Source organism: Micropruina sp. (genome assembly GCF_047607385.1).
Classification (GTDB): Bacteria; Actinomycetota; Actinomycetes; order Propionibacteriales; family Propionibacteriaceae; genus Micropruina.
In genome coordinates this window covers 70,314-83,745 of sequence record NZ_JASGDE010000041.1, presented here as the reverse complement: position 1 = coordinate 83,745, position 13,432 = coordinate 70,314, and the positions used below count along the sequence as shown (strand labels likewise).

Genomic DNA, 13,432 nt, shown 5'->3' with positions numbered 1-13,432 from the left:
GCTCGCCTAACTATTTCGGGCTCGCTGAACTCAGCGAGCCCGAAATAGTTAGGCGAGCGCCGGGGTGGGTAGGCTGGGCGGCCGTGTCCGAGGCGCAGTTGAAGTTGGCGGTCGATGCCGCGCTGCCGATCGCTGCCTGGGCCGATGAGATCGTCGCCGCGATCCGGGACAACCAGGTGGTGATCGTGGCCGGCGAGACCGGTTCGGGCAAGACCACCCAGCTGCCCAAGCTCTGCCTGGCCGCCGGACGCCAACGCGTCGGACACACTCAGCCGCGCCGGATCGCCGCCCGCAGTCTGGCCGAACGGATCGCCGAAGAGATCGGGACGCCGCTGGGCGAGGTGGTCGGCTACCAGGTCCGGTTCACCGCCAAGACCAGCCGGCAGACCCGGGTCAAGGTGATGACCGACGGCATTCTGCTCGCCGAGATCGGCCACGACCGCGACCTGCGCCGCTACGACACCCTGATCATCGACGAGGCCCACGAACGCAGCCTGAACATCGACTTCCTGCTCGGCTACCTGAAACAGCTGCTGCCGCGCCGTCCGGATCTCAAGGTGATCGTCACCTCGGCCACCATCGACACCGCCCGGTTCAGCGAGCATTTCGGCGACGCCCCGATCATCGAGGTCTCCGGACGCACCTACCCGGTCGAGTTGCGCTGGCGTCCGGTCATCGAGTCGGGTACCGACCGGGACCTGATCGACGGCATCTGCGACGCCGTCACCGAACTGATGCTGGACGGCCCGGACGGCGACATCCTGGTGTTCTGTTCCGGCGAGCGCGAGATCAGGGACGCCGCGGACGCCATCGCCGGCCTGGACTGGTCGCAGCTCACCCGACGCGAGGTGGAGATCCTGCCGCTGTACGCGCGGCTGTCGGCGCACGAGCAGCACCGGGTGTTCGCCCGGCACACCACGCTGCGGGTGGTGCTGGCCACCAACGTCGCCGAGACCTCGCTGACCGTGCCGGGCATCCGCTCGGTGATCGACCCCGGTTTCGCCCGGATCTCCCGCTGGTCGGCGCGCACCAAGGTGCAGCGGCTGCCGATCGAACCGATCTCGCAGGCGTCCGCGAACCAGCGGGCCGGACGCTGCGGCCGGGTCGCTCCCGGCGTCTGCATCCGGCTCTACGACGAGGAGGACTTCACCGCCCGTCCGGAGTTCACCGAACCCGAGATCCTGCGCACCAACCTGGCCTCGGTCATCCTGCAGATGGCGCAGGCCCGGCTCGGCGACATCGCAGCCTTCCCCTTCGTCGAGCCGCCCGACAAAGCACAGATCAGCGACGGGCTCCGACTGCTCAGCGAACTGGGCGCGATCGAGCCCGAGTCGCGCGGGTCGAGCGTGGCGAAACCCGATTCGGCGAGTCCAGGGGTCTCGACAAGCTCGACCAACCGAGGGTTGAGCTTGTCGAAACCCGACTCGGCGAGTCCAGCGGTCTCGACAAGCTCGACCAGCGGTGGTGGGGCTCCGACCAGCGGACGCGGGAGGCGGGGACGCGGCGCTCGTGACGGACGCGTCCGGCTGACCCCGATCGGACATCAGCTGGCCCGGCTGCCGGTCGACCCCCGGCTGGGCCGGATGCTGGTCGAGGCCGAACGCCAGGGCTGCCTGCGCGAGGCCCAGGCGGTGGTCGCCGGGCTGACCGTGCCGGACGTCCGGGAACGGCCCGCCGACAAGCAGGAACAGGCCGATCAACTGCACCGCCGTTTCTTCAGCGAGTCACCCGAAGACGGCAAGGACGCCCCGCGCGACCCGTCCGACATCGCCGCCCTGCTGCGGCTGTGGCGCTACCTGCGCCGCTCCCGGCGGGAACGTTCCGGCAACGCCTTCCGGCGGATGTGTCGCGAGGAGTTCCTGAACTTCCTCCGGGTCCGTGAGTGGGAGGACCTCAACGAGCAGCTGAAGACGGTCTGCCGCGACCTGGGCATGTCCCGCAACGCCGAGCCGGCGGGGGTGGACCGGGTGCACATCGCGGTGCTGTCCGGACTGCTCTCGCACGTCGGGTTGCTGGACGAGCGGTCCGCGCCCAAACCGGGGGAGAAGCGGCCCGGTGACAAACGCCGACGCGGTCCCCGCGAGTACCTGGGCGCCCGGGGCAGCCGGTTCGCGATCAGCCCCGGTTCAGCCGCGGCCCGGGTCAACCCGCCGCTGGTGATGGCCGTCGAACTCGTCGAGACCACCCGGCTCTGGGCACGCACCGTCGCCCCGATCGAGGAGGCCTGGGTCGAGGAGGTCGGCGCCCACCTGCTCAGCCGCAGCTACTCCGAGCCGCGCTGGTCGGCCCGCTCCGGACAGGTCGTGGCCACCGAACGGGTCACCCTGCTCGGCGTCCCGATCGTCGCCGGCCGGACCGTCTCCTACGGCCGGATCGACCCCGAGGAGTCCCGCCGGCTGTTCATCCAGTCCGCGCTGGTCGAGGGACAGTGGCACACCCGGCACCACTTCTGGGCCCGCAACGAAACCGTCCGTGCCGACGCCGAACAGCTGGCCGAACGAACCCGGCGGCTCGACCTGCTCGCCGACGACGCCTCGCTGTTCGCCTTCTACGATGCCCGCGTCCCCGCCGACGTGGTGTCGGTGGCGCACTTCGACCGCTGGTGGCGCGACGCCCGGCGCCGCGACGAGCACCTGCTCGACCTGGCCCCCGAGGACATGCTCACCGACCAGCGGGTGGACGCCGACCAGTTCCCCGACCACTGGAGCACCGGCGAGCTCGAGCTGCCGGTCAGTTACGTCTTCGACCCCGGCTCGGGCCACGACGGCGTCACCGTCGAGATCGAGCTGGCCCAGCTGAACCAGGTGGTTGCGGACGACTTCGGCTGGCAGATCCCAGGACTGCGGCAGGAGCTGGCGACCGAGTTGGTCCGCACCCTGCCCAAGCAGTGGCGGGCTCGGCTGGTGCCCGCGCCCGACACCGCGAAGCGGGCGATGGCCTGGCTGGCCGAGAACCCGGTGGCGGGGGAGTCGCTGCCGGACGGACTGGGCCGGGCGGTGCGGACGCTCACCGGCGTCCAGGTGCCGGCCGACGCCTGGCGGATCGACGCGGTGCCCGACCACCTGCGGGTCCGGTTCGTGGTCACCCGCGACGGCGAGGAGGTCGCCACCGGCAAGGATCTTCCCGCGCTGGCCGAGAAGCTCGGCGCGCAGGTGCGGGCCGAGTTGAACGCCGGCGCGGCCGAGCACACCCACGCCGGTGCCCGGGAGTGGGCGTTCGGCACCGTCGCGGAACGCGTCGACGGTGCCGTTGTCGGCTATCCGGCCTTGTCCGACCGGGGTGACGCGGTCGGCGTGACGGTCTACGCGACACCGGACGAGGCCGTCCGCTCCCACCTGCGGGGGCTGCGCCGGCTGGTCGTGCTGACCAGCCCCGATCCGACCAACTGGGTGGTCGCCCGGCTCGGCAACCCGGTCAAATTCGCGCTGGCGGCGTCCCCGTACCCGTCGGTGCCGGCCCTGCTCGCCGACGCCCGGCTGGCCGCCGCCGGTGCGCTGATCGGGCCGTCGGTGTGGCCGGCGTCGTCGAATCCCCGGCCGGGCGATCCTTGGCTGGTCCGGGACGCCGCCGCCTTCGCCCTGTTGCGGGACCGGGTCCGGGCCCAGGCGGCCGACCGGATGCTGACCATCGTCAGCACGACCGGCGAGCTGCTGCAGCGCCACCAGCGCGTCCAATTGGCGCTGCCGTCCGCGCCGGCCGGGGTCCGTGCCGACGTCACCGAGCAGCTCGCCGGGCTGATCCATCAGGGCTTCATCGCTGGCACCCCCGAGCCGCACTGGTCCCGGCTGCCGCGCTACCTGCACGCGGTCGAATTACGGCTCAGCTCCGTGCGCAGCAATCCGGGACGGGACCGGGCCGGCGCCGAGGTGATCGAGCAACTCGAGGACGAGTACGCCGCGCTGTGTGCCCGCTACCCGGCCGGCCCGCTGCCCACCGATGTCGCCGACGTCGGCTGGTTGCTGGAAGAACTCCGGGTCAGCCTGTTCGCCCAGACCCTGGGGACGGCCGCGCCGGTGTCCGCCAAACGCGTCCGGACGGCGATGGCCGCGGTCTCGACGACAGCCACCCGCTGATCCCCATCCCGGCCGCCGACCCATCCGCTCGCCTAACTATTTGGGGCTCGCCGAATTCGGCGAGCCCCAAATAGTTAGGCGAGCGCCGGGATGGGGCAGAGCATCGCCGCGCGTACGCCTTCGGCGTAGTCCCTCGGCGGTCGAGACCGCCCGCGCTAGGGTGGCAGGCGTGATCGATCCCCGGTTGCTCTACACATTCGACCCCGAGGTCTGGTCGAGCCTGGACGGCGCTCGTCCGGTGCTGATCCACCTCTTCGAGGGCTATGTGGACGCGGCCTCGGTGAACCGAAGCCTGGCGGCCCACATCCTCAAATACTGCGAGCACGAGGTGCTGGCCGAGTTCGATCACGACCAGTTGCACGACTACCGCAGCCGGCGTCCGCAGATGGTCTTCGACACCAACAGCTGGGTCTCGATGAAGGACTTCTCGCTGCTGCTGTACCGGGTGACGGACGCCCTGGGCGTCCCGTTCCTGCTGCTCGCCGGTCCCGAGCCGGACAGCCAATGGCGCCGGATGACCCACGCGGTGCTGGGCATCGCCGAACGGCTCGACTCCGCGATGCTGCTCACCGCGAGCGGCGTCCCGATGGCGGTGCCGCACACCCGGCCGACGCTGGTCACCTCGCACTCCACCGATCCGAACCTGGCCACCGGCAACCCGCTGTGGATCGACCGGATCCAGATTCCGGGCAGCTTCTCGGCGGCCCTGGAGTATCGCGCCGGCCAGACCGGGCTGACCGGGCTGGGTTTCGTGGCGCACGTGCCGCACTATCTGGCCCAGTCCAGCTTCCCGCAGGCCATCGCCGCGGTGCTGCGCCGGATGAACGACGCCACCGGGCTGGAGATCCCACTGGGCGACCTGGACGAGGAGGCCGAGCAGCAGCTGGCCACCATCGCCGCCGAGGTCCAGGAGGATTCGGAGTTCCCGGCCGTGCTGGCCGCGCTCGAAGAGCAGTACGACCAGCTCTCGGAATCGGGCCGGGCCTCGGTGCCGACCGCGGAGGAGATCGGTGCCGCGGTCGAGCAGTTCCTGGCCGAGCAGGACGACTCCTCCGACGGGCAGGGCTGATGCCCCGGACCACCGGAGAACTGCTGGGTCTGCTGGAACTGGAACAGATCGACACCGACCTGTTCCGCGGCCCACAGCCGGAGACGGTGCTGCAACGCTCCTTCGGCGGGCAGGTGCTCGCCCAGGCGCTGGCTGCCGCCTACCGCACGGTGTCCCCGGAGCGGCTGGCGCACTCGCTGAACGCCTACTTCCTGCGACCCGGCTCACCGGCCACCCCGATCCTCTACGTGGTCGAATCGACCCGGGACGGCCGCACCTTCAGCCAGCGCCGCGTGGTGGCTCGGCAGGACGGCCGGCCGATCTTCTCCATGGTCTGCTCGTTCCACGTCCACGAGGACGGGCTGGACCATGCCGACCCGTTCCCGCTCGGCGTCGCGGCACCGGACGCCTGCCGCCCCGCCGCCCAGGTGCTGGGGGAGCGCTCGTCGCGGACGGCCGCGGTCTGGGAGGCCGAGTGGGGAGCGCTGGAGGCCCGCTACGCCACCGAGCCCAGCCTCGGCAACGAATCGGGCCCGGCCCAGTTGCAGCTGTGGATCCGGGCCGAGTCGCGGCTGCCGGACGACCCGCGACTGCACCAGATGGTGCTGGCCTACCTCTCCGATATCTCGCTGCTGTCGGTCAGCGTGCTGGCCCACCCGGTGGAGTTCCTGTCGCCGCGCCTGCAGGCCGCCTCGATCGATCACGCCATGTGGTTCCACCGCCCGGTGCGCGCCGACGAATGGCTGCTCTACGACCAGTCGTCGCCCTCGGCGTCCGGCGGCCTGGGCTTCTCCCAGGGCCGGCTGTTCGGACGCGACGGCACTCTCGCGGCGTCCTGCGCCCAAGAGGGCCTGATCCGCTTCCTGGACGCCTGACCGGCACCATCGAGGACCCCCAGGGTCACTCGTAGCGCGTCCACATGCGCAGGACGTGAACGATCTGCTCGTCGGGGTGCACCTCGTAGAGAGTCGCCGCACATGACGAAGCGGCCCGCCCCGGGGGGATGGGGCGGGCCGCTTCCAAAAGGGGGTCAGGCGGCGATGTCCTGGGTGCTGCGCAGCTTGGCGATGGCGTGCCGTTCGATCTGGCGGACCCGCTCGGCGGTGATGCCCCAGACGGCGGCGATGTCGGCCAGCTTGGCCTGGCGTCCGTCGAGCAGGCCGTAGCGGCGGCGAACCACGTCCGCGGAGCGCTCGTCCAGGGCGGACAGCATGCCGTCCAGGCGGGCCCGGTCCTCGGCGTCCAGCACCATCTCGTCGGGGCCGGGGGACATCTCGCGGGCCAGCAGGTCGCCGAGCGCGGTGTCGCCGTCCTCCTCGACTGGGGCGTCCAGGCTGACGTGGTCGCGGGCCAGCCGCAGCAGGTCGATCACCTGCTCCTCGGTGAGGCCGAGCTCGTCGGCGATCTCCACCAGCTCGGGCTCGCGTCCGAAGCGGCGCTCCAGGGTGCGGCGCACCGCCGAGACCTGGTTGACCTGCTCGGCCACGTGCACCGGCAGCCGGACGATGCGGCCCTGCTGCGCGATGCCGCGCGAGATGGACTGACGGACCCACCAGGTGGCGTAGGTGGAGAACTTGAAGCCCTTGCTGTAGTCGAACTTCTCCACCGCCCGGATCAGGCCGGTGTTGCCCTCCTGAACCAGGTCGAGCAGCGGCATCTGGGCCCGGCCGTACTTGCGGGCCACCGACACCACCAGCCGGAGGTTCGCGGTGATGAAACGCTGCAGAGCGGCGTCACCCTCGGCGGCGATCTGTTCGAGCTCGTCGGTGGTGGCGCCCTTCGGCGGCGTGGCTTCGGTTCCGGTGGTGCCGTTCAGCAGTGCCTTCGCATACAGTCCGGCCTCGATCCGCTTGGCGAGGAAAACCTCTTCTTCGGCGGTCAGCAGCGGCGTCTTGGCGATTCCGTCCAGGTAAAGGCCAACAGCGTCCTTGCCGTCGATTCCGTCAGTGCTCCGGATCCGGTGCGCAGTCGAGATCATGTGTGTCCTTTCGCTCCGTGATCAGTACAACGCAGCGGGAGCGCCGTTGTTTCACTCGACGGCCCTCAATGAACCCTGAGCCCAGCCCTGAGCGGCAAACCAAGACCACGGTCGTACTCGGACGCCGACCCCGGGGGCTGGTGGTCGATCGGCAGCCGCCGGACCGGACCTGTCGGCGCGGTGCCACGAGGGGGCATACCCCTCGGGCGGCTCAGCCGAGCGTCTCCGGCGCGGCCTGATCGATGATCCAGGCCAGCTCGAAGGCGAGGTCACGCCAGGCCTGGTAGCGACCCGAGACGCCGCCGTGGCCGGCGACCAGCTCAGTGCGCAGCAGGATCGGACGGGTCTCGTCGGCCGGCACGGTGCGGCGCAGCTGGGCCACCCATTTGGCCGGTTCAGTGACCTCCACCCGGGTGTCGTTGAGGCTGGTGGTGGCCAGCACCGACGGGTAGCGCACCGGCTGGACGTTCTCGTAGGGCGTATAGCCCTTCATGCAGCGGTACACCTCGGCGTCGTGCAGCGGGTCGCCCCACTCCTCCCACTCGGTCACCGTCAGCGGCAGGTCCGGGTTGAGGATGGTGGTCAGCGCGTCCACGAACGGGACGTCTGCGTGCACCGCGCGGAAGGCGTCCGGCGCCAGGTTGACCGAGGCGCCCATGGTCAGGCCACCGGCCGAGCCGCCCTGGGCGACCAGCCGGTCGGCACTGGTCCAGCCGGTGTCGGCCAGATGCCGGGCGCAGGCGACGAAGTCGGTGAAGGTGTTCGGCTTGGCCAGCAGCCGGCCCTGCTCGTACCAGCCGCGGCCCAGCTCGCCGCCGCCCCGGACGTGCGCGATGGCCCAGACGAAGCCGCGGTCCAGCAGGCTGAGCCGGGGGATGGAGAACCACGGATTGAGCGAATGCTCGTAGGCGCCGTACCCGTACAGCAGCGCCGGTGCGGTGCCGTCGGGCACGACGTCCGCGCGATGCACGATCGACAACGGCACCCGGGTGCCGTCCGGTGCGGTCGCCCACTCCCGGCGCTGCACGTAGCGGCTGGGGTCGTAGCTGCCGTGCACGGGGTGGTCCAGCACCGTGGTCTGCTTCAGGGTGCGGCGCTCACCGGTGTCCAGCCGGTACTCGTCCAGCCGCCGCGGGCTGACCAGCGACTCGTGCACCAGCCGGATCCGGTCGGTGGCCGGGTCGTCGGCGGACATCGCTCCGGCGCTGTACAGCGGCTCGTCGAACCCGATCGGCACCGGCTCGCCCCAGCCGCCCTCGGCGTCCCGGGTGAGGATCTCGATCAGCGGCAGGCCGTCGCGGCGGGAGGTGAGCACCAGATGGCCGGCGTAGGCGTGCACGCCGAGCATCCGGACGCCGGGGCGCTGCGGCACCAGCGGCTCCCAGTCGTCGGTGCCGGACGCCGTGAACGGCGCGCGGGACAGCCGGAACTCCGGCGCGTTGCCGTTGTGCACGATGTAGAGGGCGTCGGTGCCGACCTCGACGCCGTACTCCAGACCGTCGCGGCGCGCGGCCAGCGGCCGGGGCAGGGCGGTCGGGTCGGCGACGTCCAGCAGCCGGTACTCGCCGGACTGCTTGCTCTCCGCGGCGAGCAGCACCCGGGCCCGGTCCCGCGATTCGTCGACGCCCAGCCAGAACCGTTCGTCGGTCTCGTGCCACAGCAGCAGGTCCGCGCCGTCATCGTCCAGGGTGTGCAGCCAGATCCGGTCCGGACGCCAGGCGTCGTCCACGGTCAGGTAGATCAGCCGGTCGTCGCCGCACCAGCAGCCGCCGCCGGCGACCACCACGTCCGGAGCCGGCAGGTCGGTGCGGGTGGCCAGGTCGATCACCCGCAGCCGGTACCGCTCGTCACCGGACAGGTCCTCGCTCCAGGCCAGCCGGGTGCCGTCCGGCGAGACGTCGCACATGCCGAGCGCGAAGAAGCTCTGGCCGCGGGCCAGTTCGTTCTCGTCCAGCACCACCTGCTCGTCTGCCGGCGCCTCGGTGACGTCGGGAATCAGGTCCGGATCGCCGGCGGCCAGCCGGCAGTGGATCGGGTAGTCCAGGCCCTCCACCGAGCGGCTGTAGTACCACCAGGTGGAGCCGTCGCCGTGCCGGACGAAGTCGGGCACGGTCAGGTCGGTCTGCCGGGTCCGAGCCAGGATGTCGCCGTAGAGCTCCTCGCGCAGGGCGTCCAGGTGCGCGGTGCGGGCCACGGTGTAGGCGTTCTCGGCGGCCAGGTGCTCCAGGAACTCGGGGGCGTGCTTATCGCTCATCCAGGCGAAGTCGTCGACGAAGTCGTCGCCGTGATGGCTGCGGACGACGGGACGGGCCGGCGGGCGCGGCGGCTCAAGCATGCCGACCACCCTAGTGCCGTGCCCGCCGAGGTCTCGCACGCTGCGCGGTGCCCGGGACGGGCCGTCGCGGCAGGTCCGTTTTGGATTGTCGGGCTCCGCGTGCCAGAATGGCTCAGGCGCTGGCCATTGACAACCCCCGGTTGTTGTGCGCCCAAAACCAAGAATCCGAGAGGCTACTTGTGTCACCACGCTCCACTGCCGCAGCCAGGTCCGAAACCGTACCAGTCGAGGCGGCGGCTCCTCGCCGACGTCGTGCTTCGACCGCAGCGAAGGGCCAGGCGTCCGGTCGGGTCCGCAAGCCCAAGGTGGTCCCGTCCCCGGACGAGCCCACCACCGATCAGATCGCCGGCGACGGCGAGGATCTGCCCACCGTCGAAGAGGTGCTCGTCGCACCCGAGGCGATCGACGTCAAATTCACCCGGGAGGGAGATGATGTCGTGCTGACCGTCGGTGGCAAGCGCCGTTCGCTCGACGACGTCGACGACTCCACCTTCGAGGAGGCCAAAGAGGCCGTCACCGAGAAGGAGCTCACCGAGGACGAGGGCTTCATCGTCTCCGATGCCGATGACGCCGATGAGCCCGAGCAGCAGGTGCTGGTCGCCGGCGCCACCGCCGATCCGGTCAAGGACTACCTCAAGCAGATCGGCAAGGTCGCGCTGCTGAACGCCGAGCAGGAGGTCACCCTCGCCAAGCGGATCGAGGCCGGCCTGTTCGCCGAGGAGTCGCTGAACAGCGGACGGTCGATCCCGGCCGCCGACGTCGACGACTACGAGTGGATCTCCACCGACGGCCGTCGCGCCAAGAACCACCTGCTGGAGGCGAACCTGCGCCTGGTGGTGTCGCTGGCCAAGCGCTACACCGGCCGCGGCATGCTCTTCCTCGACCTGATCCAGGAAGGCAACCTGGGCCTGATCCGTGCGGTCGAGAAGTTCGATTACACCAAGGGTTACAAGTTCTCCACCTACGCCACCTGGTGGATCAAGCAGGCGATCACCCGCGCCATGGCCGACCAGGCCCGGACCATCCGGATCCCGGTGCACATGGTCGAGGTGATCAACAAGCTGGCCCGCGTGCAGCGCCAGATGCTGCAGGATCTGGGTCGCGAACCCACTCCGGAAGAGCTGGCCAAGGAACTCGACATGACCCCGGAGAAGGTCGTCGAGGTGCAGAAGTACGGACGTGAGCCGATCTCGCTGCACACCCCGCTGGGCGAGGACGGCGACTCCGAGTTCGGTGACCTGATCGAGGACTCCGAGGCGGTCGTCCCGGCCGAGGCGGTCAATTTCACCCTGCTGCAGGAACAGCTGCACGACGTGCTCGACACCCTGTCCGAGCGCGAGGCCGGCGTCGTCTCGATGCGCTTCGGGCTGACTGACGGCCAGCCCAAGACCCTGGACGAGATCGGCAAGGTCTACGGCGTCACCCGGGAGCGGATCCGGCAGATCGAGTCCAAGACGATGAGCAAGCTGCGGCACCCGTCCCGCTCGCAGGTGCTCCGCGACTACCTGGACTGACCGAGCATCGAAGCGCCCGGCGTCCCTCGACCTGAGGGACGCCGGGCGCTTTCGCGTCCGAGCGGGATGGGTTCCCGGGACGGACAGGCCTCAGTCGGCGATCAGCGCGGGAATCGCGCGGAGATCGTCCACCACCGGCGCGCCCAGGGTCTCCAGGTGCGCCCGGGCGTGGTGGCCGCCACTGAACAGCACACAGCGCGCCCCCAACGCCTGCGCGATCTCGAAGTCGTGCGCGGAGTCGCCGACGAAGACCACCTGTGCGGGTTCCAGCCGGTTGGACTCCAGCCAGCCCTGAGCCAGGGTCTGCTTGGAGGCGGCGTAGATGTCGCTCAGCCCCAACGCCTGCTCGATCCAGGCGTCCAGCGCGAACGGAGCCAGCTGCGCGGCCAGGTTCTGCTGTTCGGACGCCGAGATCACCACTTGCCCGAGGCCGGTTCGCCGCAGCGCCGCGAGGGTCTCCACGGCGCCGTCGTGCAGGACGCAGCCGTGGGCCGCGCTGCGGTACAGCTCGATGTAGCGATGCGATGCCGCCTCGAAGTTGCCGCCGGGGGAGGTGTCGAAGCCGAGGTCGGCGTAGTATTCGGCGATCGGGAACCGGAAGATCGCCTGATAGCTGGGCAGGTCGGTCAGCACCGGCAGGCCGAACTCGGTGAGCAGCTGGTTGGTGACGTCGAGGACGCAGGGCAGATCGTCCAAGAGCGTGCCGTTCCAGTCCCAGACCACATGCGTCACCACGGCGGTCACCCTACCCGGGACGCCGCCGCGGTCCTCCGCTGCGGGCTGGGGATCGCTCCGCCACCCGCAGTGGGCGCGGGTCAGGTCAGAGCGTGCCGGAAGGCGTCCAGCAGCCGGTCGCCGAACAGCACGAAGCGGACCAGTTCGATGCCCGGCTTGGGGTGCTCCCGGACCGCCTGGACCGCGATCCGTGCCACGTCGGCGGGGTCCCAGCCGTAGGCGCCGGCGCTGACCGCGGGGAAGGCGATGCTGGTGGCGCCCAGTTCGGCGGCGATGTCCAGGCTGCGGGTGAAGCAGGACGCCAGCAGCGCCGGGTCGGTCTGCCCACGGTGGGCGTTCGGACCGACGGTATGGATCACCCATCGGCAGGGCAGGTCGAAGGCGTCCGTGGCCACCGCCTCGCCGATCGGCAACCCGTCCGGCCAGCTGGTCCGGCGGACCCGCCGGCAGGCCTCCAGCAACCGCGGCCCGGCCGCCGCATGGATGGCGCCGTCCACCCCGCCGCCGCCGAGCAGCGAGGAGTTGGCGGCGTTGACGATGGCGTCGGTGGTTTCGGCGGTGAGGTCGCCCCGGACGGCTTCGATGCTGGTCACGGTTTCCACCCTGGCACTCGGGGGCGGGTTTGCCCAGACCGCTCCCGGACGGGCCCGTCCGGCGCGTCGGAGCGCTTCCGCGGCGCACTATTCTGGCGGCCATGCCCGATCACAATCATGCGCGCTTCAACGAGGCAGTGGTGGCGCACCTGCCGGTCGCCATGGAGGCCCAGGAGGCCCTCGCCCAGGCGGTGGACCTGAACGGCCCGTACCAGGCCGACATCGAGCAGGGCATCGTGACCATCGCCGGGCGTCCGCTGCGGGTGCTGCTGCTGGGCACCGTGTCCAAGGGCAGCGGAACCTGGCTGTGGTCCTGGGCCAACCAGGGCTTCTCGTCCGTGATCCCGGCGATCGCGCCGGTGCGGCGGGCCGCCGAGATGGCTCAGCAGTGGGGGCTGTGGGAACTGGCCGAGCCGCAGTTCAGCCTGGAGGGCGTCCTGGACGCCGGGCTGGGCGCCGGGGCCAGTGTCGCTCTGGTGGCCGCCCCGCTGGTGGGGGCCACCGCCTTCTACTCCGCCGACTACGGGGCCGGCATCGCCTACTTCGGCATCGTCGATCCGGCCGTGCCGCGTCCGGTCGCCCAGGGCGTCACGTTCCCGCGGCGGATCATGGCGGCGGTCGACCTGCAGCCGTCCAGCCCGCGCGGCCAGGTGCTCACCTACGCGGCGGTGCACAACCTCCGGGTCACCGGCGACCAGCGTCAGTTGAAGGTGCACATCGGCCCCGACGTGCTCAGCGTGCTGTTCGACGAGCAGGGCCGGATCACCACGATCAGCGGAACGTTGAGCCCGAACCCCGCCGGGTAGCCGCCGCGGTCGCCGACGGCGTCCGGGTAGGGGGAAGACCTCGACCTGGTCAGGAAACGTCGAACGCCCTGGACCTGGTCCGGGGCGTTCGAGGTTGTCGATTGGTCAGTTCAGTTTGTCCGTCTCGTCCTGAATGGTCAGTGCCACCTGCTTCAGCCGATCGGCGTGGGCCTTGCCATGGTGTGCACAGAAGAGCAGTTCGCCGGCGGGCAGGGTCACCCTGAGGTAGGCCTGCGCCCCGCAACGATCGCAGCGATCCGCTGCGGTCAGCTCCTCAACCGCTGTCATGCTCATCCGCGTCCCTTCTCTCGCCGGTTGAGTCTATCAGTATCAACTCTTGACCCAGTCGG

At 70.6% G+C, this 13,432-nt stretch carries 10 protein-coding genes; 5 read left to right on the top strand and 5 right to left on the bottom strand.

Features of this window, described 5'->3' with window-relative positions; all coding sequences use genetic code 11:
• Positions 1-83: 83 nt before the first annotated feature.
• From hrpA to QM582_RS04420, 3 genes are all read left to right on the top strand, one after another.
• Complete coding sequence (gene hrpA, locus QM582_RS04430; RefSeq protein WP_415082107.1) at positions 84-4,073, top strand: ATP-dependent RNA helicase HrpA; 3,990 nt, start codon at positions 84-86, stop codon at positions 4,071-4,073.
• Positions 4,074-4,242: 169 nt separating this feature from the next.
• Positions 4,243-5,142, top strand: coding sequence for a PAC2 family protein (locus QM582_RS04425; protein ID WP_415082103.1), 900 nt, complete (start codon positions 4,243-4,245; stop codon positions 5,140-5,142).
• On the top strand, positions 5,142-5,996 hold the full coding sequence (locus tag QM582_RS04420) for an acyl-CoA thioesterase (RefSeq protein ID WP_415082101.1): 855 nt from the start codon (positions 5,142-5,144) through the stop codon (positions 5,994-5,996). Before QM582_RS04425 ends, QM582_RS04420 begins: the two co-directional genes overlap by 1 nt.
• 155 nt (positions 5,997-6,151) lie before the next feature.
• Here the strand turns inward: QM582_RS04420 and QM582_RS04415 are convergent, their stop codons facing one another.
• Both QM582_RS04415 and QM582_RS04410 read right to left on the bottom strand, forming a co-directional pair.
• Positions 6,152-7,099, bottom strand: a complete 948-nt coding sequence (locus QM582_RS04415; protein ID WP_415082100.1) for an RNA polymerase sigma factor RpoD/SigA — start codon at positions 7,097-7,099, stop codon at positions 6,152-6,154.
• Between the two features lie 211 nt (positions 7,100-7,310).
• Entirely contained in the window at positions 7,311-9,434 is a 2,124-nt protein-coding gene (locus tag QM582_RS04410) for a S9 family peptidase (protein WP_415082098.1), read from the bottom strand.
• 179 nt (positions 9,435-9,613) lie between these two features.
• Here QM582_RS04410 and QM582_RS04405 point away from each other — a divergent pair, with 179 nt between their 5' ends.
• Positions 9,614-10,948: an RNA polymerase sigma factor gene (locus QM582_RS04405; protein ID WP_415082096.1), complete on the top strand. Its 1,335-nt coding sequence runs from the start codon at positions 9,614-9,616 to the stop codon at positions 10,946-10,948.
• Between the two features lie 90 nt (positions 10,949-11,038).
• On the opposite strand, the gene QM582_RS04400 is transcribed toward QM582_RS04405, so the two are convergent.
• The gene (locus QM582_RS04400) at positions 11,039-11,683 is read right to left on the bottom strand and encodes an HAD family hydrolase (RefSeq protein ID WP_415082094.1); all 645 of its coding nucleotides are present in this window, start codon (positions 11,681-11,683) and stop codon (positions 11,039-11,041) included.
• Between the two features lie 80 nt (positions 11,684-11,763).
• Complete coding sequence (locus QM582_RS04395; RefSeq protein WP_415082092.1) at positions 11,764-12,276, bottom strand: O-acetyl-ADP-ribose deacetylase; 513 nt, start codon at positions 12,274-12,276, stop codon at positions 11,764-11,766.
• A gap of 101 nt (positions 12,277-12,377) precedes the next feature.
• Here QM582_RS04395 and QM582_RS04390 point away from each other — a divergent pair, with 101 nt between their 5' ends.
• Positions 12,378-13,082 (top strand): DUF6882 domain-containing protein, encoded by a 705-nt coding sequence (locus QM582_RS04390; protein ID WP_415082090.1) that lies wholly within the window; start codon positions 12,378-12,380, stop codon positions 13,080-13,082.
• Between the two features lie 105 nt (positions 13,083-13,187).
• Here the strand turns inward: QM582_RS04390 and QM582_RS04385 are convergent, their stop codons facing one another.
• Entirely contained in the window at positions 13,188-13,376 is a 189-nt protein-coding gene (locus QM582_RS04385; RefSeq protein WP_415082088.1) for a hypothetical protein, read from the bottom strand.
• Positions 13,377-13,432 lie beyond the last annotated feature (56 nt).